We start from the raw sequence: 21,560 nt of genomic DNA, 5'->3' as shown, positions 1-21,560 counted from the left end.
CAAATTTTAATTTTAATATATTTGTTAATTATTTAAATTAAGATTAAAAATATTTTTACTAAAGCAGTATTTAAATTTAAATACTGCTTTTTTATTTTGTCAAAATAGAAAAAATGAAAAAATTGTTTAAGAGCAGTATCGTCATATAAAGCTACATTTTGGGGTAGCGATTTTAACAGTTTAATTATTTTAATTAAATTCAGTTTTAAATTCTAATATTTTTCATTTGGCATATCTTTCATTTTTATCTCATTCTTGTACTTTCATTTTTATGTTTTTTAATTTTTTATTTTGATATGATAAAAAATTTTTATTTTCTCAATATCTTGGTTCACTGTTTTTTTCTCAATTTAAATCATATTCTAATGATTTTAATATCGGTATTGTAATCTTGTCATTTTTATCAACATAAAATTCTCAATCATTAAGTTTCATTCGCGGAGGCAAGTTTTTGGGCATAAATTCATTTTCTACATTAACTTTTATTTCTCATTTTTGATTTCACTTGCTGTTGTCATCTTTTGATGATTTAAGTGTTAATTTTGATTTTTTTAAGTTTAAGTCGTATGACTCATTCTTAATTTGTAATATTGGTTTATTTTCTTTTTTAGAACACCCGACTATTGGCAATGTTGTCAGCCCCAAAAGAGCTATTATATTTAAAATTTTCATAAATTTAACTCCTTCATTTTATTTTTTCAATAGACTTGGTACATAACTATAACATTTTATGTATATTAGACTATAAAATTCATTTTTATCTTTGTATTTATCTAACATTTGTGCTTCACCTAGGAAATAATATTATCAAAATAGTAGATAAAATTAAAGGTTATGTACCAAGTCTAATATATATATATATAATTATACAAAAATTCTTAATATCATTAGAAAAATGGCAAAACCGATTAAAAATTGAAAGGTATAGTAAAAAGCTGGTACCGTTTTAAAAACTGGAAAAATGGCGGTTGAAAAGTTAACTGTTGCTTTTGCAATAATTGCTAACGGTCGCAAAATCGTGATGATTTGTGAAGCTGTGAGTATTCAGTTTATCATTTTGATACCAGCATTTTGAATGGCACAACCAATATCATTAAAGGTTGGTATTCATCGTCCAGAATATTTGCAATTTGCTGGTGGAATTAAATCGTCTCATTCACTGTTATTTGAGCCATCAGGGATAAAGGCTGTTGAATTTAATACATTAAAGTCATAAATTTTAAAATTGTAGTTAGAGATATTCCCTTTGTGATAAAGTGGAAAAGTTAAGGTAAAAATGTTAATACCATAGCGAATATCAATATCGGTATTTAGATAATTAATACTGTTAGCGGTTTTGTTGGTTGGCAAGGCAATGAGTTTATTATCATAAGATTTAAGGACATTAAAATCAATTTGATAAATGCTATTGGTGTTGTTAATAGCATTGTAATTATCTTGGTGCATTTTTTTGTCAAAAGTAAAGAAATAACTTCTTAGTAATAATTCTGAGTTTCCTATAATATTTACTAAGTATTTTTTGGGATAAAAGGTAATTAATGAACGATAAAAGAAACCGATTTGAATAAAGTAATCCTTCTTATAGTTTTCTACACCCTTAAAATCAATTTCGGTATGAGTTTTTTCGTCCATATCAAAAGTCGCATAAAATAAACTAGCAAAGAAATTGCCAAGAATTTCATAGATTTCGTTAAAAACATTTTTGTAATCGCTATTGTTAATACTAGGAATGTTGTTTTTAAAATATAGGTAAATATCATTTTTTAAATCGGGGTCATAGCGTAGAAAACTAAATCTAACATTGAGGTAATTTAAGGTACCAAAAAGATATTTAATTAGGTAATAATCGTTAGAATTCGTAGTGCCATATTTTCAGATTTCATTTTCACCGTGTAGCAATTGTAAATACTTATTTCCAGCAATTAGAGTTTTGTTAAATGCCTTAATTTTCAAAACATTCTCATTTACTACATTTTTATCACTAGAAGTTTTATGATAAAAATAGCTCTCGTTTTTAAAGCCATAATTTTTAATCGTAAATTCTTTGTAATAACCTTTTTCTAGGGTGTCAATGAAATTAAATACGGGCGTTCAATAGAGATACGAGTAATTAAATTTATCAAAATCACCACGGTGAATCATTAAGTAATCAAGATTATCAACAACATCGTTATAGTTATAGTTGCCATCAAATTTGGTGGTTTTTTCTGGTAAATCAATATCAGTCGAGGGTTTAATTTCTGATTGTGCGTTAAATTCTAATATTTTTCATTTGGCATATCTTTCATTTTTATCTCATTCTTGTACTTTCATTTTTATGTTTTTTAATTTTTTATTTTGATATGATAAAAAATCTTTATTTTCTCAATATCTTGGTTCACTGTTTTTTTCTCAATTTAAATCATATTCTAATGATTTTAATATTGGCAGTGTGATCTTGTCATTTTTGTCAACATAAAATTCTCAATCATTAAGTTTCATTCGTGGAGGCAAGTTTTTGGGAATAAATTCATTTTCTACATTAACTTTTATTTCTCATTTTTGATTTCACTTGCTGTTATCATCTTTTGATGATTTAAGTGTTAATTTTGATTTTTTTAAGTTTAATTCGTATGATTCATTATTTTGCCTTTTACTTCTAATTAGTGATTGTGCTGTTGATTTGTCATTATTAATGTTTTGTGGAATGGTAAAAATGTTATTGAAACTAATAATTAACACGGTAAATATTTTCATAAACATTTTTATCGCTCCTTTTTAAAATATTTTATTTTTCATTATTCTTTTAGCTTTAATCTTTTTTAATATAAAACGAATTAAGCAGTTTGCTATTTCTGTTATGGTTACTCATACTAATGAATAACCTATAATCATTAACTTACCAATTGCTCCAAAATTTTTAATAAATTGTTGCAAATTTTCAATATCTGTATGTAATAATAAAACTATATTTAAAGATATGAATATAATGTAATTAAGTATTATTCATCAATATTTTTTTAAAGAATTAATGAGTTTGTTTGATTTCATTTTTCAAGGCTCTTTTTGCTTTAATTTTCTGAACAATCAAGCGAATTAATTTTTCAAATTTAAGTGCAAAATATATTGCTCCGCCTCATCAAAAAACAAATATTCCTGCGAGCATAATACCACTATTGAACTTGCCAAAGAATTTAACCATTTCTTCACTCATAAAATTATTAAATTCGTCACTTGTTCCAGTTATTCATTTAGCATCGCTTACTGTTAATGCACAAATTAATAAGCTTATAAAGATAAAAATGATACTTAACACTATTTTTAACCACTGCTTTTTAAAAGAATTTTTAATTCTTAATTTTAATGGCATTTTTTCTTTCATTTTTAAACTCCTTTAATTTTCTACAAACAATTTGCTTAGGCAAAACATTATGACAAATATAAGCAGTTTCACTTGGTGGATTTTTGCAAACTATACCATTATAAGTAATAAATTTTATTCTTTTATCAAAAACTAATAACTCACACTGATCTATTTTTTCTCTAATTGGTTTTAATGCAATACTTACTAATGGTATTAACATCGCAAACGGTTTGCCCAAATTAAATAAATGTTCTATTACTTGCTTTCTTTTACTAAACGGAGGGTTAGAAATAATATAATCATATCTATCCACATCACTTTTAATGTAATTAAAGAAATCAATTCCATCATCAATATGACTATTCCAAACTTTATGCCCATTTCTTTCTAAAACACATACAAATTTACTATCAATTTTATCAAAAGGGCATAAAATAGTACTATTAGGTTTTAAAAATTCTAAAATTGGTTTAACAGCATATTCCTGTGTATATCATTCATCATTAACATTAATTTTATTTAATAAATTAGAATTTAACATAATTAACTATTAATTCCTTTCTTTGTCTTTCTAATTTGTCATTCTCTATTTTTTTAATTCTTGTTTTTTAGTTCATTTCTTCATTTTTTACCTACCTTTAATCACAATAAATAAAGCAACAAGTACACAAGTGACGCCAAGAATAGTAAAAATTGGGTGTTGCGAAAATGTTCGTGCCATTGGTTTAAACAGTTCTAAAATTGTTAAATTGCTGGTAATAAATTTTTGGAAATTAGCAAGACCTTCGCTAATATAGTTCGTTAAAGTTTCAAAATGACTACCAGCTAATAACCCAAGCACAGTTATTAAGATAAAAATAATAATTAGTTTAAACATTTTTAGTTACCTTGTTTTGTTTTTATTGGTTTTATTTGTTTTTTAGCTTTTCCTCACACACTTAAACGCCCCTTATTTTTAACAGCATATTGGCGTTGTTTTTCTAAATTAACTTGTTGACTACCAAATCCAAGAATAATTGCCATAAGAAATTCTACAGCCAGTGTTAAGAATAAAGGAAATATTAGTTGAATATTTGTTCCCGGCACTTCAAGACTTCAAATTAAATCAAAAACTTTATAAAGCATTTGGGCGAGAAAGTCGGCCATTTTTGCGAGATTTTCCATTTTTTATTATTCCTTTTCTTTCATTTTTCTTAAAAATTTGCTAAATTTATCCATTTTTAAGTATTCTAAGTCTTCTAAATCAATTGCTGTGTCATTATAGTATTTGTCTTCATAGTCAGGATTTACTTTTGAATTTAAGTAATCTCTTAAAAACGCTAGGTAAAAAGAATTGTAAGTGTTAAGTATTGGTAAAGGAATTTTTAATTTAAAAAAATAAATATCAAGTTCAGGAATATCACGATATTTAATACGGCGACCTTTTTTGCTATTTTTTGCATCAATTAAGGTGTTTCGTCAGCGTTCATATTCTTCAATGCTCGTAAAGGTACCATAGATGACTTTTAAGTAGGGGCGAAAAATATTAACTGGTTTTTTACGAATTCCCACAATCACATTATTGGCAATATCACGAACTTTAACTCAAATATGTTTATCTCTTTGACCGCTAGCAAGCACAATATGACCAAAATGGCGTGCCAGAGCGAAATATTCTTGAATACCGGTTTCTTCGTTTTTGGTATTATTTTTTTCTCAATCGGTTCCTTCTAAAAATAAATTGGTTTCATCTCATAGCAGTAATGTTTTGTCTGGCAATACCGGATAATCAAAGTCTAATAATCCCATATGTCCTAAACTTAATTTTTGGGTTTTTAGTAATGGAAATGTTGAGGCGATGTGATATTTTTTCTTTTTTAGTAATTTTGATGCGTACGCTAGAAAAGCGGTTTTTCCAGTTCCTAATGAACCAATCACAATATTTAATGGTGAGTTTTTTAAGAAATTAATAACTTTGTTAATTTGTGTTAAATTACTTATTTTAAAAAGAAAAATTAAAATACAACCTGCTAAAAATAAATAGCTTACAATGTTTTTAAAATAACCGTTGTAAATATATCAAATTGCTCCCCAATGTCATAAAATTAAAAATGAGGGGTCGCGTTTAGTTTTCTTAGGTATTTTTTAAAAAAGAAAAAATAGTCATTTACTATAAATTATTTCAACATGCAAATTAAGTATATATTTCTTATGTATGATTTTTGTTGTAAAAAATTATTTTAATGTTGTTTTTATAAGCATTTTACTTAGTTTTTACAACCTTTTATTAAGAATATGTTTGTTAATATTAAATATTTTGTTTTATTAATTATTTTTCAAGTAAAAAGGTAATAAATTTTTAGTTGCTTTTCTTTCAAAATTATTCAAATCTTTACCCACCTAACAAAACTTTATGCGCCCTTATTTAACTTTTGCAGTAAAAAATCAATGGAAAAATTAGATTCACTAATCTTATAAATTGTAACTTCCATTTGTTCAGCATATTGCATAACATCTAAAAATGATAACGGATTATTTAAAACAAAATTTAATTCTTGACTAGCCTCTTCATATCAGTAAGGAATATTATATTTAATAAAAAAATCAATGATTTTTCAATCATTATCTGACATTAAAAAATAAGAAGAATCAACACCAAATGGTGCAATTGAACCAGAATAAAACTGTTTACCATTAAGTACTAATGTAAACTCATCAAGATAATATTTAACTTCATTTAATAAATGGGAAGACAAAAAAATTGTTTTCTTTTGCGATGCTAAAAATTTTAAATATTCCATAATTATCCGACGATTGGTAATATCCAATCCTGCTTCTGGTTCATCTAAAATAACAATATCTGGATCATGCAATAACCCTTGAATAATCATTACCCGTTTTTTCATTCCCGAAGAAAAAGCATTAACATTCTTATTACGATGTTCTCAAATTCCTAATTTAGTCATTAAGTCTTCAATCCGATTTTTTAATTTCTTACCTTTAACACCACTTAATTTTCCCATATATCGTAAAAATTGATATGCTTTTATATTCTCAGGAAAAGTAATAAACTCAGGAACATAACCAATACTATGTTTTACTTTAATATTTTTGTTATTTTTACCATTAATGGATATCGTGCCCTTAAAAGAATTAATTCCGCGAATTAATGATTTAATAAATACTGTTTTACCACTACCAGAAAGTCCAATAATTGCATGAATTTTTCCGGGGTTTACTTGCAAATTAAAAGGACCAACAATATTTTTTTTAAAACTTTTAATAAAGTTTTTAGCTTCAATTTTATATTTCATAACTTTTCTCCTTAAATCTTACTAGATAATTGTCTTGCGATTTAATATTAAGTAAGCTACTAATAAAAAGCAAGAACTTAAAGTAAGATAAAAAATAAATAAATTATTAGTATTAATAAAATTTTCTTGCCGAACAAAAATACCGTTTTCATCTTTAACTAATGGAAAATCATCATAACTCATTAAATAATTCCTCTGATTATTAAAATCAATAAAACCTTGTTGGAACTTTTCAAACGAATAAAGATTATATCGCACACTACTTGTTCATATTTGATTTATATGTTCAATAATATTAATTTTAGAAAAAATCCCATATAGTTGACTTGCTGATAAATAAAATTTAAAGAAAAAGTGATTATCATCAACTTGATTAGTAGTAATTATTTTAAAATCAATAACTTTTTTAATAATATTATATTCAAAATCTTTGAAAACATATAACAGTGGATTATTAAAAACTTTTTCATAACTTTCATAAAAATTACTATCTTTAACTTTATAATTACTATTAGCATTAGGATATCCCATATCGCTATTCATCTTATCATCATATAATTGTTTAAATATTAGAAACGGATCAAAGGTTTTTTCCATATAAGAATCATTATCAATTTTAAAATAAGTATTTGCTTTATCAAATAATATTAAAGAAGAAATTCGACTTAAATTAAAAAACATCAAATCTTTTATTGAAGCACTATCAAGATAATCTTTTACCATATTTGCTAATTCTTGATGTTCAATCCGACTATTTTCAAGTTCTGCACTAGTTTTAAAAAAATATGGCATTTTTAATTGCAGAAAAATTTTTGTATTTTGACCTTTTTCTTTATTTTTTGTAATCAATTCATTAACTTCATTTGTTTGATATTGTCCTCTTCACTGTTCAACATTATTACCAGTAATTTCAAAATCTATGGGTTTGGTTAAACCTAATTCTTGTTCATAAAATTTCAATCATTTTTCTTTAACATTATCTTCATAACGATCAAAAATAATATTTTGTAACCCTTGGAGACTTTCTTGATTATAAAAATCATAGATTTTTTTTGTTAAATTATAATATTTAACTTCTTTTTTGTCTAATTTTTCTTTAAATAAGAAGGTTTCCTTAATTTGAGAAATTGTATATTTTTGCGTTTCATTTTTAAATTTAATTTCAAGATTATTAGCAATTGTTGTTATTAAAGAATAAGGCATTCCCCCTAATAAAAATAAACTACAAAAAATAAAACCAATTAATAATACCGTTTGCACACTAAAAAATGTTGAAATAAAAATAATACCACTGGATGCTAAATAAGAAACAAAAACTGAAAATACAAAGAGTTTTAATATTAATTCCTGAAAAGCTGATACAAAATCATTTTTATTACTAATTATGCCCATAATATGAACTAATATTAAAGTAAATCCTAGATTAATAACAATAAAAATTAAAATTAAAAATCAAATTGTTATTAATTTTAAAATAAATATTTGTAATCGTGAATATGGACGCGAAATTAACAATAAGTATGTACCATCAGTAAATTCACGACCAAAAATTTTTATTATTATTAATAAAATAAATAATAATAAAATAATATTTGTAAAAATTAAAACACCATATTGAAAATTGCTAATAACACTGTTAAGATTATCAGATTTAAAAAAAATAAAAAGCGTTAAGGTGGCAAATATAACTAAAGAAATAAATAATAAAAATCAAACTGCCATCATTTTTCTAATTTTAAAAATTGCAAATAAACAAACTGATAAATATGAATTGTTTTTACTTCCTAATTTCATACTTTTATTTTTGCTGATCCTTATTAATAATCTTTAAAGATTTTGTTTTATATACATTATTAACTTTAAAATATTGCCCCTTATGACCAAAAACTAAATCTCAATTAATTTCTTGATTACTTGCTAAGGAAATAATATTATTATTTTTATCATAAACGATATCTTCATTATATATATTAGAAATATTACCAGCACCAACAGTAAAATCTTTATGTTTTAAAATATCATCTTTAATCATAAAATCTGATTTCTTAAAATGGTTTTCTAAAATCTTGTAAATTCCATCAAGATTATTAGGTTTACCATCTTTACTTGTTTCATTATCTAGTAGTTTTGCAAAAATATCATTATTTACAAAAAGTGTAATCTGATCCTTTGCTCATTTAATTTCATATTCTTTAAAGAAACCAAATACCATTTTAGTTATTTGTTCTAAATGAGCATTTAAAATTTTTGTTGGCAAAACCATTGTCACTGTTAATTTTTGCTGATTTTTTTGTACCTCACCAGTCATTGGTAAACCATAAATCGTCATTGGTACCAATCTTAAATTATTAGTACTAAAAGTAAATCATTCATTGTTAGAAAAATCATAATCACTTGGATATTTATTTACAAGATGGTTAAAAAGTTCCTTGTGAGTTGATAAACTCCCTTGCTCATCATAAAATTTATTATATTCATCATTATTAAAACGATTAGTTAATGGTTCGATTTTTATACTTATTGAGCCTAAGAAATCAAAATAAGAATTATACTTAATATCATTATCATCACTAGCTTTTTTAAAGCGATTAGAAGAAGCAATAAGTTCTTTAAAACGACCAAAAATTTTATTATTATAATGAGACCAAATATTATATATTGAAAAATCATTAGTAATTTTCGGATATTGATTATTATCTTCGTTAATTTCAATGCGTTCATATTCTGCTTTCAGCTGATCATATGTAGCTTCACCAATTTTAACTTCCAAATTAGTAATAATTTTCTTTGTTAATTCAAGATTATTAGTAATAATATGACTTGCAATAAAGTTTTGATTTGTAGGACTATATTCTTTAAAACTAAAACTATATTCATAAACTATATCTAGTCTAATCGCGCTATCTTTAGTTACATCTAGTCCCGCTAAATCAGCGACTTTATCTAAAGCAATTTTAAATACTGTAAACTTCGTATCATTAATAGAAAGTTTAAAAGGTGGCAATAACTTATAATAATTACTGTATTTTATTTGTAACTCACTATTGGCTTTATTGAAATTATTTTCAAACGAATTTTTAATAAAATCAAGAGATTTTTTTGCGTCAGTATGTTTAAGAACTTGCCTTGGCAGTGGTTGGTTCATTCCAAAGTCTAAAACATCACTAAGGTCTTTTTCGCTTTTAGTATCATAATCACTTCTGGCAAATTTTCTTAAATTACTGCTAAAATTTAAGCGAATATCTCGCATCGTTGCCATATCTTCTTCCAAGATTTTATTTTTAATCTTATTATCAATTTTATCATTCTTATCAAAATAGTTACATCCAACTACTGATAAAACTGATAACAAAGAAAAGCAACCGATGGTGATAATTTTTGTAAAATATTTCATTTTATTCTCCTTACTAATTAGTATTCTTAATATAACTCATTATATATGATTTTATTATTTTAGACAAATATTTTATTTTATTGGTCGCGTTTAGTTTCGGGCGCATAAAGTTTTGTTAGGTGGGTAAAGATTTGAATAATTTTGAAAGAAAAGCAACTAAAAATTTATTACCTTTTTACTTGAAAAATAATTAATAAAACAAAATATTTAATATTAACAAACATATTCTTAATAAAAGGTTATAAAAACTAAGTAAAATGCTTATAAAAACAACATTAAAATAATTTTTTACAACAAAAATCATACATAAGAAATATATACTTAATTTGCATATTGAAATAATTTATAGTAAATGACTATTTTTTCTTTTTTAAAAAATACCTAAGAAAACTAAACGCGACCTAACCTTGATTATTTAATGATTCACCGCGGTGATTTTGATAAATTTAATTACTCTTATCTTTATTGAACACCAGTATTTAATTTCATTAATACTTTAGAAAAAGGGTATTACAAAGAATTTACCATTAAAAATCACGGTTTTAAAAACGAAAGCTATTTTTATCACAAAACTTCTAGTAGTAAAGATGAAATTAATACAAATATTTTGAAAATTAAAGCTTTTAATAAAACCTTAATTGCGGGTAATAACTATTTACAATTATTACACAGTGAAAGTGAAATCTGAAAATATGACACTGCAAACGATAACGATTATTACTTAATTAAGTATCTTTTTGGTACCTTAAATTATCTTAATGTTAAATTTAGTTTTTTGAGATACGATCCTGAATTAAAAAATGACATTTACCTTTATTTTAAAAACAACATTCCTAGTATTAACAACAGCGAGTACAAAAATGTTTTTGACGAAATCTATGAAATTCTTGGCAATTTCTTTTCCAGTTTATTTTATGCGACTTTTGATATGGACGAAAAAACTCATACCGAAATTGATTTTAAAGGCGTAGATAATTATAACAAGAACTATTTTATTCAAATTGGATTTTTTTATCGCTCGTTAATTACTTTTTATCCCAAAAAATACTTAATAAATATTATAGGAGACTCAGAATTATTACTAAGAAGTTATTTTTTTACTTTTGATAAAAAAACGCACCAAGAAAATTTTAATGCTATTAAAAATAATAATAGTATCTATCAAATTGAATTTAATGTTCTTAAATCTTACGACAATAAACTGATTACCTTGCCAACCAGTAAGACTGCTAACAGCATTAATTACTTCAATACGGACATTGATATTCGCTATGGCATTAATATTTTTACCTTAACTTTTCCTTTGTACCATAAAACAAATACCTCTAATTATAATTTTAAAATTTATGACTTTAATGTCCTTAATTCCACAGCGTTTATACCTGATGGTTCAACCAACTCGGAATGAGATGACATAATCCCGCCAGCAAATTGTAAATATTCTGGACGATGAATACCTACTTTTAATGACATTGGCTGTGCCATTCAAAATGCTGGTATCAAAATGATTAATTGAATGCTAACGGCCTCACAAATCATTACCATTTTACGACCATTAGCAATCATTGCAAAAGCAACAGTTAACTTTTCAACCGCAATTTTCCCGGTTTTTAAAACAGTACCAGCTTTTTACTATACCTTTCAATTTTTAATCGGTTTTGCCATCTTTCTAATGATATTAAGAATTTTTGTATAATATATATATATATATATTGAAAAAATAAAATAAAGGAGTTAATTTTATGAAATTTTTAAATATAACCGCTGTTTTAGGATTAATAACACTACCAATAATCGGCTGTTCCAAAAAAACAAATGAACCAGTAAAACAAAAAAATAAAGATAGTAATAAAGATATTAATAAAATTTATAATTTTGAAATCAAAAACTTACAAAAGGTGAGGTTTCATTTTGGCGATCGCGAAACTTGGCCAACAACCAGACTTATAGAAGTTAACATAAAGAAAGAAGATAATATCAATCTAAATGAAAAATTATCAGAATTTAAAAACTTAAACGATTTTACTTTCAAATTTATACAATCAGAATTCTCTAATAATAAAAATAAACAAGATGAAATAAGACAATTAATAACTACATACGGAACCAAAGTAGGAAAGAAAGAATGAGTAATCAATAAAAAAATAACAATCAAAGCACAAGGCACAAATTTAAATGACTACAAACAAGATGATAATACAACAGATTATAGTTTAATATGTACAAATGATTTTGAAAATGAAAATGAAAATCTCCCTAATAACTAAATTTAAAAACCGTTAAAATCATTACCAAGAAAGGCAGTTTTCTATAGTGACAATACTCTTAAACAACTTTTTCATTTTTTTATTTTGTCAAAATAGAAAAGCAGTATTTAAATTTAAATACTGCTTTAATAAAAATATTTTTAATCTTAATTTAAATTAGATAATTAACAAATATATTAAAATTAAAAATCGGGTTATTTCTACATAACACATATAAGAAATATTCTTCTCTTTTAATTAAAAATGGAAATAAATTATTGATTTATTTCCATAAATGTTTTTCTTTTTTTTTAAATATTTAATTCGCTACTGCTGTTTCTATAAAATTACCATTAGATGCTCAACATGTAATTATTATACTATAATTACCTTTACCATTAGCAATAGAACCATTAATAAAAGTTGTTTTTATTGTTTCTCAATTATTTCAAATGCATTTAGCAAGAGCGGGTAGATAAATATCTTTATTATTTTCAACCCTATGATCTTTTCAAATGCCAGTATACATTTCCACACCAAAAAGAGCTTTAAATTCATCAAAAGTATTAGCACATTCATAATGTCTTCTTATATCATTAAATACAGCAGGACTAAAAGTTGCTATCATTTTATTTCATGTTGAACCTCAATCATATTGTATATCTAATCGACTGGGATGAACTCTTCTTTTTGTTCTATTTAATTTTGTATGTTCTTTTTTTTGATAAGGGGCTGCGGCAATGACCATCGGCATTGCTGTTCCTGTAATTGTCATAATACTTAATAAACTTAAAAGTTTTTTCATTTCGTTATTTCCTTTCAATTACAATTCATCTTTTTCACTACCATTACTAGAATTATATGATGATTCAGATGATGAACATTCTTGTAAATTTGGATTAACTCTAAAATATACATATGTTGATCCAAAATAATCATCTTCTCATTCATCTCTTATTCATATTGATGCATAAGAACTTGATTCAATCTTAATTTTTATTCTCTCAATCACAGAAAAAGGAATATTTCCATTATTGCAATGTATAGCTCTTCTAATTGTCTCTATATTTAAATCCTTAATTTCACCTAAATTAGTATAAGAAACAAGATTTCTAAAATTCCTTTTTTGATTTGCTCTTTTATTTCTACTTAAATTTTCTAAATTATTTGTTTGTACATTAATGAAAATATTAATTCAGAAATAGAAATCAGAAAAGAAATATATAAAAATTCATTATGAAATAAATATAATAATAAAAATGATGATAGTTGAATTAATTATAAAGGTAATGCTGTAACAAATAAATATAATAGATTTAAGTAAGTAAAAATATAAAATTAATATATATTGGGCGCATAAAGTTTTGTTAGGTGGGTAAAGATTTGAATAATTTTGAAAGAAAAGCAACTAAAAATTTATTACCTTTTTACTTGAAAAATAATTAATAAAACAAAATATTTAATATTAACAAACATATTCTTAATAAAAGGTTATAAAAACTAAGTAAAATGCTTATAAAAACAACATTAAAATAATTTTTTACAACAAAAATCATACATAAGAAATATATACTTAATTTGCATATTGAAATAATTTATAGTAAATGACTATTTTTTCTTTTTTAAAAAATACCTAAGAAAACTAAACGCGACCTATATATTAGTGAAAATTTAATAATATTAATAATTTTTAGTGTGTAAAAATTCAATAATATGGTAAAATAATCGTGAATAAAAATGACAATAACAAGAAAGGTGGGGTTAGTTTAGTAATTAAATAATATAATTAGCTGATTGTTTTACTTCTTCGAAGCAATACCTAAGAAAACTAAAGTTAGTAAATAGTTTTGGTAGTGGTGAATTAGCAGATATTGCTAAGTTGCTTAAAGATAATGTAACTTTGGAAGATAAACTGCATCATATTAGAACAGAAATGGCAAGATTATTAAATAAAGAGGGATTAATTGGTAAAAATGATGCTTTAAAAGTAAAAATTGTTTCTACATATTTAGAACAATTTAATGACAATAATCGTTTTGATTTAAGGGGATTAAATACTTTACATAAAAGAACTGATGCTCTTAATAAAGTAGAAGAAGCTTTAAAAGTGAAGTTTCCCAAGATTTTTAAACATATTGAAAATCTTCGTGTTTGAGACGAAAATAAATTTTTAAAAGATAAAGGTTTTGATAAATTTCAAGATGGTCAGATCGGATTAAATATTAGTTTTAAAATTGGTAATAAAGAGTCTGATTGAATACGCGTGTATTTTAAAAATATTGAAAAATCTGATGATGATTTGTTTAATGAGGTTAAAAAATATTTAGAACAATTTAATATGGAAAATCCTTTTGCTTTACAAGGTGTGGAATCAACTAGTAAATGAACTGATGTGTTGAAAAGATTAAAGAATAATTTAACTGAAAAATTTGGTGTTGATGCTAAGAGAATTGAATTAACAATTGATAAGCTTTATGATGTTGTAAGTAATGGTTTAAAAGATGGTAAAAATAATAATAATGTTAGTTTTAAAATTGGAAGCAAAGGTTTACAAAATATCCGAATTTATTTTAAAGATATTAAGAAAACTAATATGGATTTAATTAACGAAGTTAAAGAATTTTTAAAGAAATTTAATGAAAAAAATCGATTTGATTTAAAAGGTATTAAATCAACTGATTCTTGAAGTAAAGTGCTTGTTAAAGTAAAAGAAACATTAGATAACGAATTTGGTAATGAAATTCGTGGAATTAATTTCACAATTGATGATTCATCGGCAGAAATTGATGATGGGTCATTAGAAGATGGTGAAAGTGCTGCGTGGATTAGATTTAATATTGGTATTGAAAAGGGAACAGTTGAAGTGTATTTTAAAAATATTGAATAAAATAATAAAAAATTATATTAATAAAACTTGATGAAGTTTTGTTAATATTTTTTTTATTAGTTATTTTTAAAATTAATATTAAATTTTCTTAATTATATATTTAAATATTTGTTATAATTAAATTTTACACCATTCTTAAATATAAGAAAGAATGGGCGCATAAAGTTTTGTTAGGTGGGTAAAGATTTGAATAATTTTGAAAGAAAAGCAACTAAAAATTTATTACCTTTTTACTTGAAAAATAATTAATAAAACAAAATATTTAATATTAACAAACATATTCTTAATAAAAGGTTATAAAAACTAAGTAAAATGCTTATAAAAACAACATTAAAATAATTTTTTACAACAAAAATCATACATAAGAAATATATACTTAATTTGCATATTGAAATAATTTATAGTAAATGACCATTTTTTCTTTTTTAAAAAATACCTAAGAAAACTAAACGCGACCTATAAGAATGGTGTGCTTTTGCTTTTTTTAAATTTGTGATATAATTCAAAATATATTTATATTAATTTTTTACGGAAAGGACAGCGTTGTAATGTATATTTTAGTGGAACAACGAGGTTATGTAGTTTATAACCTATATGATCAAGAAGTAGCAATTTTTATGCTAATGCCAGAAGCTATTGCATTTATTAAAAGACAATATCATATGCCACAACAAATAACAATATCACATAAACAACATTATCCTGCTTTACCAATAATAAATAATTATTGTCCAAATCAAAATGCACTAATATTACAAAATCCGTATCATCAACCACCAATCGGTAGACAACATCCATATCCATATGGAACATCAATGGTAAATGGTAATATGTATCCAAATAATAGCAATTTTGTTGTTAATGACCCCCACCTACAACCACAGCAAGGACCTAATCCTAATCTAGTTGTTAGAGAAAAATTTGAACCAACAATTAATATGACTAATAGTATGTTAAATGAGCAGTTATTTAATGAACAAGAATATCGATCACAATTGAATGGTCATAGTTTACAACAATCAGAACAAAAAGTTGATGAGCGAAAACTTAAACTTGATAAGTTTCGTCAACATTTGGATGATGTCGTTAAAAAAAAGCAATCACAGAGTAATGGAACCGAAAATAAGTTGGGGGTAAATAGTAAACCAAGTAGTTTTGTATTTAATAACGCTAAGCAGTCAAAGATTAATTCATCAGGAACTATTGATTTAGAAAAAGCTGATGTTGAACAAAAATTGAAAAGTGGTTTTACTATTAGTAATATGGATGCTTTACAACAAGGTAATGAAGAAGGTTTTATAGATAATAATAAAAAGATTAAAACTTGAGTGTGGGTTGTGCTTATTATTTTGGCAGTGGTCATTGTTGGTTTTGGTATTTTAGGGGTTTTAGTCGGAATAAATGTTGGTGGTATTAGTGATAAAATTAAAGAATTATTTAGTGATTAATTAAAAATATGTTCCAAAATATTCATCCTAGTTGGAAAGATTTTCTTATTAGTCAAACTACTCAACCTTATTTTATTGAATTAGTTAGCAAAGTATCATTAGCATATAAAAATAATCAATGTTATCCACAGCCACAAGATATTTTAAGGTTATTAAAAATTGTTAGTTTTAATGATATTAAAGTAGTTATTTTAGGACAAGATCCGTATCATCAACCAAACCAAGCTAATGGTTTGGCTTTTGGTGTTAATCAAGGTGTTAAGTTGCCACCAAGTTTAAAAAATATTTTTGTAGAATTGGAAAATGATTTAGGAATTATTGTACAAAATGGTGATTTAACTAAATGAGTCCGAAGTGGTGTTTTTCTTTTAAATACTGTTTTAACAGTACAAAAAGATCAACCATTTTCACATGCTAATTTTAATTGGCAACAATTTACTGATAATCTCATAAAATATATTGACAATTATCATAATAATGTTATTTTTGTTTTATGAGGTAAAAAAGCACAAGCAAAGATTAATTTAATTAATGACCAAAAGCATCTTATTCTTATGGGAGCACATCCCTCACCGTTGGGAGCACATTATGGGTTTTTTAATCAAAAGTATTTTAGTAAGATTAATGAATACTTGATAAAGCATAATAAGAAGCCGATTGATTGGCAGTTATAGTTTTTCTTTAGAAAGGAAACTAGATTAATGATTTTCTTTAATAGTAATAAAAATGGTTTGTCGTTATTTGATATTAGAACAGCGTATATTGTTGCGGGAGCATTAGTTTTAGCAGCATTGTCTTATATTTTAATGACAGGGCTTTCAATGTTTATAAAAAAAGAACGATATCGTGGACTTCGTTTAACAACGAAAAATATTGCTTATATTGCGATGTTATCAACGGTATCGGTAGTAACAACTGTTGTTATTGCATTGTATATGCCAGCAGCGGTTTTACCGCCGATTAGAATAGCTATTGAAGGTTTGATGATTAAGATTACGGGTTATATTTTTGGTCCCGTAATTGGTATTTTGTGTGCTTTGATTACTGATATTTTAGTAATGATGTTTGTTCCGTCATATATTCATCCTGCGTATATTGTGACGGTTATTGGTTTTGGTTTTATTTCTGGTATTGCTGGTGATTTGCGGCTAATGTTTCATCAAAAGTCATGAATTTTAATTTTAATAACTAATATTTTTATTATTGGTTTTGGAACCGCTGCTTTAGTAATGACTTATTATGCTCCGCAATTTGCTGATTTTGCTGTTGATGAAGTTCCTTTTACAAAAAATGTTCCGATTAAGAAATGAATTATGATGCTAATTATTAGTATTGGGACAGTTTTAATTTTAGTTGTTGTTTGGGCAACTTGAATGTATTTTCGTTTTATAAAAAAGGATACAAAAGGTTTTAATGATTTAGTTCCGATTATTTTGTTAGCAGTTATTAATGAATATATTGTTACGGTGTTAATTGCATCTTGGGGGGATGTCAGTCTGTTAACTAATCGTACTGAGGATTATGGTTTAGCAATGATTCCACGATTGGCGATGGCCCCGATTAAAATATTTTTTAATACGGTAATTATTTATGTTACTTGAAAAACTATTAGACCATTAATTAATGAAGATCGTTAGCATTTATAAGGAGTGTTATTTAGATGAAAAGGCTAAATGTTTGGTTACAAATTACAAAGTATTATTTTCGTAAAAATTTTTATTCAATTTTAAAATATTTAAAATTGGATTTTAATAAAAATTTCAATACTCGTAGTATTGCCTTAGCAGCTGTAATGTTAGCATTAACAATAGTTATTGTTAAATTTTTAGGTTTTAGTTTAAAATTGGGTGTTGGTGGTAAAGGAACAATGGTAATTGGTTTTGGTTTTATCCCTAATGTGCTTTTTAGTTTTTTACATGGACCATTTTTTGGTTTTATTTTTGGTTTTATTTCCGATACAACATTGTTTATCTTAAAACCTACATTTTATAGTCCAATTATGGCAATTCAAGAACCCATTGTTGGGGTTCTTGCAGGAATTGCGGGAATTGTTTATAGTAAACTTCGTAATTGTCAATTTAATTTTAAGAAGTATTTGTTATTTTTTACTGTAATGCAATTTATTTTGGTTGCTTTATTAATTTTAAGTTTTTATTTAATATTTTTCTCTGATTTTGTTTACTCTTTTTCATTGAAAAATAATAAAGTTTTTAGTGTTAAATGAGATTTACTTTATATGGTAATTTCTGGGATTTTTATTTCTACTTTATTTATGGCTGTGGAATTAGTTTTAATTTTAATTTTGTGAATAACTTGAAATAATCAAAAACAAAATAGTGTTACTGAGAAATTTAATAATGCATTGATTTTCATTATTATTATTATTTTACAATTATTTTTAACATTAATTAATTCGTGAATTTTATCGCCATTACATTTTTTAGTATTTTATGATATTGATTATTTAGTTTCTTTATTACCACGATTAGTTAAAGAATTATTATTAATGCCATTACGAATTGCAATATATTTTATAATTTTTAAAACAATTTTAAAAATTTATTATGATAAATATTTTTTGCAAAAAGAACTTAATTCTCATCAAGAAAATGTAGAGTAGGGATATAATGAAGAATTTTTTTAAACGATTTTTTAGTAAAAGTAAAATATTGTTTTTTACTAGTGTTGCTAATGCCTTAGTTTTGCTAAAAGATTGAAAATTTGTTTATAAGTTAATGACATTTTTAATTTTATTTAGTTTCTTTTTAGCTGGTGTCGTTTATGGGGTATTTGTTGAATATTGATATATTAATCCTAAAACTTCACAACTTGATATGCCACGGTTATATAATTTTAATGTTTTAGTTAGTTTTTGGTCGGTGCAAACTAATATATTAGCTTGTTTATATTTCTTTTATGCTTTACTTTATCATAATAAAACGGCAACTAATAAGTTTACTAATTTGACAACCCAAACTAGTATTACAATATATATTACAGTAACAATGGTTTTATTTTGGTTGTTAGTATTTTATGGTGTGGGAACAGGGTTATCGTATGAATTTGCTTCCAATGCTGATCGGGTTATTGGCATTACAATGCATGCCATAACACCATTATTAACATTAATTTACTTATTATTATCGTTAGGGAAAACTCAGATTTTATATAAAAAATATTTTACTCGCCAAATATTTTGAATGCTAGGATATCCGATTGGTTATCTCATATTTATTAATTTAAGGGCTAAGTTATTATATGATGATGGTATTAGGATTTTTTTATTTCCTTATGAGTTTGTTGATTTTTATCATCCGATATTTCCTTTACCAGTAGTTTGAAATAATATTTTGTTAGTAGGATTGGGAATATCATTTTTAGTAGGGATAAATGTTATTTTGATTGTTATTAATAATTTAATTTATAAGAAGACAAAACATATAAGTAAAAAGTAAGTTGATTAAACAAATCATCAGATAATAATTTTAAAGATATGGCGATAACAACTTTATCAGTCCAATTTATCCCCGCTATTTTTATTTTTCAGATCAATATCAATACTTAGATTTTCACTTATATTCTGCTTACCAAAATCGATTCTACAAAACAAAATATGGTAAGAATTTCAACTATGATTTTTCAGTAAAAAATAGCTTTAAAATTAATGGTAACGAAGAATATGTATTACCAAATAAAAAAGATATATATGCTTTGAAACAGTCAAATCGGATTGAAAATAAAAAAGTTGGTTACAATATTTTTGAATTACAAGCTCAAAAAATTGATAGCAAGTATAAATATTATGATTTTAATTTTGGCATTTATAATTGACAAGAAATAACAAAAGACGGAATAAACCCAGACAAACAATGATGAGAATATAAACCAGAAAGTTGTAGCTGATATAATGTAGCTTGTCATATAAAAAATGGCGTTGTATGGATTATCAATAATATTCCAGGCGTTAAACAAACAACTGAATTAGCTAGTGGTATTGGAAAAATTCTTTATGTAACTAAAGAACTATTTACTGGTATTTTTGAAATGTGAAAATTCAGCCCAATGCTATACAATACGATAATTAATATATTTATATTAATAATATTTATGAAAGTGACTAGATTATTATAAAAAGATTCTTAAATTAAAAACCTTTATGATCTTCAATAAAATATTCATCAAATTTATAAACAAATAGCTTTTGTTCTTTATTCTTTCTAATAAAAATAGTTCAATCTCAACTACCAACTTCTAAATTTCCACAAGTTGTTGTGCCTTTTAATTCAAATCTATTTTCTATATTTCAATTTCATCTATGAGAATACGCAGGATTACATCCAGGTCTTGGGACAAGAAAATATAAATATTCATCAACAATATCCTGTAACTTACTAAAGTCACCAACTTTAACAAAAATATCTTTATTATCTATTTGTAAGTATTCTTCTGATACAGAATAACTGCTACAACTTATTAATGGTGTTGTAGTAATAAAAATTAAAAAAATAGAAATTAAAAATTTATTTATTTTTAACATATATATTTGCACTTGGGCGCATAAAGTTTTGTTAGGTGGGTAAAGATTTGAATAATTTTGAAAGAAAAGCAACTAAAAATTTATTACCTTTTTACTTGAAAAATAATTAATAAAACAAAATATTTAATATTAACAAACATATTCTTAATAAAAGGTTATAAAAACTAAGTAAAATGCTTATAAAAACAACATTAAAATAATTTTTTACAACAAAAATCATACATAAGAAATATATACTTAATTTGCATATTGAAATAATTTATAGTAAATGACTATTTTTTCTTTTTTAAAAAATACCTAAGAAAACTAAACGCGACCGTCCCGCATGGACGCATAAAGTTTTGTTAGGTAGGTAAAGATTTGAATAAGTATTAAGACAATCAGCAATGATTGTCTTTTTATTTTATAAGGT

At 24.7% G+C, this 21,560-nt stretch carries 23 protein-coding genes; 9 read left to right on the top strand and 14 right to left on the bottom strand.

The features are described 5' to 3' along the window. Positions 1-189 precede the first annotated feature (189 nt). The 10 genes from AAHF53_RS00785 to AAHF53_RS00740 all read right to left on the bottom strand — a co-directional run bounded on the left by AAHF53_RS00785 (position 190) and on the right by AAHF53_RS00740 (position 10,030). Positions 190-672: a hypothetical protein gene (locus tag AAHF53_RS00785; RefSeq protein WP_338967666.1), complete on the bottom strand. Its 483-nt coding sequence runs from the start codon at positions 670-672 to the stop codon at positions 190-192. A gap of 192 nt (positions 673-864) precedes the next feature. Beyond that, entirely contained in the window at positions 865-2,742 is a 1,878-nt protein-coding gene (locus AAHF53_RS00780; RefSeq protein ID WP_342189409.1) for a hypothetical protein, read from the bottom strand. 265 nt (positions 2,743-3,007) lie between these two features. Continuing rightward, positions 3,008-3,361 carry a hypothetical protein gene (locus tag AAHF53_RS00775; RefSeq protein ID WP_338967669.1) on the bottom strand — a complete coding sequence of 118 codons (354 nt, stop codon included), beginning with the start codon at positions 3,359-3,361 and terminating at the stop codon, positions 3,008-3,010. After that, the gene (locus tag AAHF53_RS00770) at positions 3,327-3,884 is read right to left on the bottom strand and encodes a hypothetical protein (protein ID WP_338967670.1); all 558 of its coding nucleotides are present in this window, start codon (positions 3,882-3,884) and stop codon (positions 3,327-3,329) included. The genes AAHF53_RS00775 and AAHF53_RS00770 overlap by 35 nt, the downstream gene beginning before the upstream one ends. An 87-nt stretch (positions 3,885-3,971) precedes the next feature. Then, positions 3,972-4,220: a hypothetical protein gene (locus tag AAHF53_RS00765; RefSeq protein WP_338968622.1), complete on the bottom strand. Its 249-nt coding sequence runs from the start codon at positions 4,218-4,220 to the stop codon at positions 3,972-3,974. 2 nt (positions 4,221-4,222) lie between these two features. Then, positions 4,223-4,507 (bottom strand): hypothetical protein, encoded by a 285-nt coding sequence (locus AAHF53_RS00760; protein WP_338967674.1) that lies wholly within the window; start codon positions 4,505-4,507, stop codon positions 4,223-4,225. A gap of 6 nt (positions 4,508-4,513) precedes the next feature. Next, complete coding sequence (locus AAHF53_RS00755) at positions 4,514-5,260, bottom strand: hypothetical protein (protein ID WP_342189887.1); 747 nt, start codon at positions 5,258-5,260, stop codon at positions 4,514-4,516. A gap of 473 nt (positions 5,261-5,733) precedes the next feature. Further along, positions 5,734-6,636 (bottom strand): ABC transporter ATP-binding protein, encoded by a 903-nt coding sequence (locus tag AAHF53_RS00750; RefSeq protein ID WP_342189886.1) that lies wholly within the window; start codon positions 6,634-6,636, stop codon positions 5,734-5,736. Positions 6,637-6,657: 21 nt separating this feature from the next. Then, positions 6,658-8,430 (bottom strand): ABC transporter permease, encoded by a 1,773-nt coding sequence (locus AAHF53_RS00745; protein WP_342189885.1) that lies wholly within the window; start codon positions 8,428-8,430, stop codon positions 6,658-6,660. Between the two features lie 4 nt (positions 8,431-8,434). Continuing rightward, positions 8,435-10,030: a hypothetical protein gene (locus tag AAHF53_RS00740; protein ID WP_342189884.1), complete on the bottom strand. Its 1,596-nt coding sequence runs from the start codon at positions 10,028-10,030 to the stop codon at positions 8,435-8,437. A 418-nt stretch (positions 10,031-10,448) separates the two neighbouring features. On the opposite strand from AAHF53_RS00740, the gene AAHF53_RS00735 reads away from it, so the two are divergent. Continuing rightward, positions 10,449-11,726, top strand: coding sequence for a hypothetical protein (locus AAHF53_RS00735; protein ID WP_342189883.1), 1,278 nt, complete (start codon positions 10,449-10,451; stop codon positions 11,724-11,726). A 46-nt stretch (positions 11,727-11,772) separates the two neighbouring features. Further along, positions 11,773-12,297 carry a hypothetical protein gene (locus AAHF53_RS00730; RefSeq protein WP_342189882.1) on the top strand — a complete coding sequence of 175 codons (525 nt, stop codon included), beginning with the start codon at positions 11,773-11,775 and terminating at the stop codon, positions 12,295-12,297. Between the two features lie 298 nt (positions 12,298-12,595). Here AAHF53_RS00730 and AAHF53_RS00725 read toward each other — a convergent pair whose 3' ends face one another. The 3 genes from AAHF53_RS00725 to AAHF53_RS00715 all read right to left on the bottom strand — a co-directional run bounded on the left by AAHF53_RS00725 (position 12,596) and on the right by AAHF53_RS00715 (position 13,684). Beyond that, positions 12,596-13,081 (bottom strand): hypothetical protein, encoded by a 486-nt coding sequence (locus AAHF53_RS00725; RefSeq protein WP_342189881.1) that lies wholly within the window; start codon positions 13,079-13,081, stop codon positions 12,596-12,598. 18 nt (positions 13,082-13,099) lie between these two features. After that, positions 13,100-13,288 carry a hypothetical protein gene (locus tag AAHF53_RS00720; protein WP_342189880.1) on the bottom strand — a complete coding sequence of 63 codons (189 nt, stop codon included), beginning with the start codon at positions 13,286-13,288 and terminating at the stop codon, positions 13,100-13,102. Between the two features lie 222 nt (positions 13,289-13,510). Next, positions 13,511-13,684 carry a hypothetical protein gene (locus AAHF53_RS00715; RefSeq protein ID WP_342189879.1) on the bottom strand — a complete coding sequence of 58 codons (174 nt, stop codon included), beginning with the start codon at positions 13,682-13,684 and terminating at the stop codon, positions 13,511-13,513. Positions 13,685-14,155: 471 nt separating this feature from the next. Here AAHF53_RS00715 and AAHF53_RS00710 point away from each other — a divergent pair, with 471 nt between their 5' ends. The 7 genes from AAHF53_RS00710 to AAHF53_RS00680 all read left to right on the top strand — a co-directional run bounded on the left by AAHF53_RS00710 (position 14,156) and on the right by AAHF53_RS00680 (position 20,742). After that, the gene (locus AAHF53_RS00710; RefSeq protein WP_342189878.1) at positions 14,156-15,163 is read left to right on the top strand and encodes a hypothetical protein; all 1,008 of its coding nucleotides are present in this window, start codon (positions 14,156-14,158) and stop codon (positions 15,161-15,163) included. Between the two features lie 548 nt (positions 15,164-15,711). Further along, positions 15,712-16,611, top strand: coding sequence for a hypothetical protein (locus AAHF53_RS00705; RefSeq protein ID WP_342189877.1), 900 nt, complete (start codon positions 15,712-15,714; stop codon positions 16,609-16,611). Positions 16,612-16,619: 8 nt separating this feature from the next. Beyond that, positions 16,620-17,285: a uracil-DNA glycosylase gene (locus AAHF53_RS00700; protein ID WP_342189876.1), complete on the top strand. Its 666-nt coding sequence runs from the start codon at positions 16,620-16,622 to the stop codon at positions 17,283-17,285. Between the two features lie 27 nt (positions 17,286-17,312). Further along, on the top strand, positions 17,313-18,248 hold the full coding sequence (locus tag AAHF53_RS00695; protein WP_342189875.1) for a hypothetical protein: 936 nt from the start codon (positions 17,313-17,315) through the stop codon (positions 18,246-18,248). 23 nt (positions 18,249-18,271) lie between these two features. Beyond that, complete coding sequence (locus AAHF53_RS00690) at positions 18,272-19,231, top strand: hypothetical protein (protein ID WP_342189874.1); 960 nt, start codon at positions 18,272-18,274, stop codon at positions 19,229-19,231. 7 nt (positions 19,232-19,238) lie between these two features. Next, positions 19,239-20,066, top strand: a complete 828-nt coding sequence (locus AAHF53_RS00685; protein WP_342189873.1) for a Pr6Pr family membrane protein — start codon at positions 19,239-19,241, stop codon at positions 20,064-20,066. A 55-nt stretch (positions 20,067-20,121) separates the two neighbouring features. Beyond that, positions 20,122-20,742 carry a spiroplasma phage ORF1-like family protein gene (locus AAHF53_RS00680; RefSeq protein WP_425289522.1) on the top strand — a complete coding sequence of 207 codons (621 nt, stop codon included), beginning with the start codon at positions 20,122-20,124 and terminating at the stop codon, positions 20,740-20,742. A gap of 13 nt (positions 20,743-20,755) precedes the next feature. Here the strand turns inward: AAHF53_RS00680 and AAHF53_RS00675 are convergent, their stop codons facing one another. Next, a complete protein-coding gene (locus AAHF53_RS00675; RefSeq protein WP_342189871.1) occupies positions 20,756-21,220 on the bottom strand; it encodes a hypothetical protein in 465 nt (154 codons plus the stop codon). Positions 21,221-21,560: the final 340 nt, after the last annotated feature.

It is taken from the genome of Spiroplasma endosymbiont of Dilophus febrilis (assembly GCF_964030685.1).
Lineage (GTDB): Bacteria > Bacillota_I > Bacilli_A > Mycoplasmatales > Nriv7 > Nriv7.
This window is presented reverse-complemented; position numbering and strand designations above follow the sequence as displayed.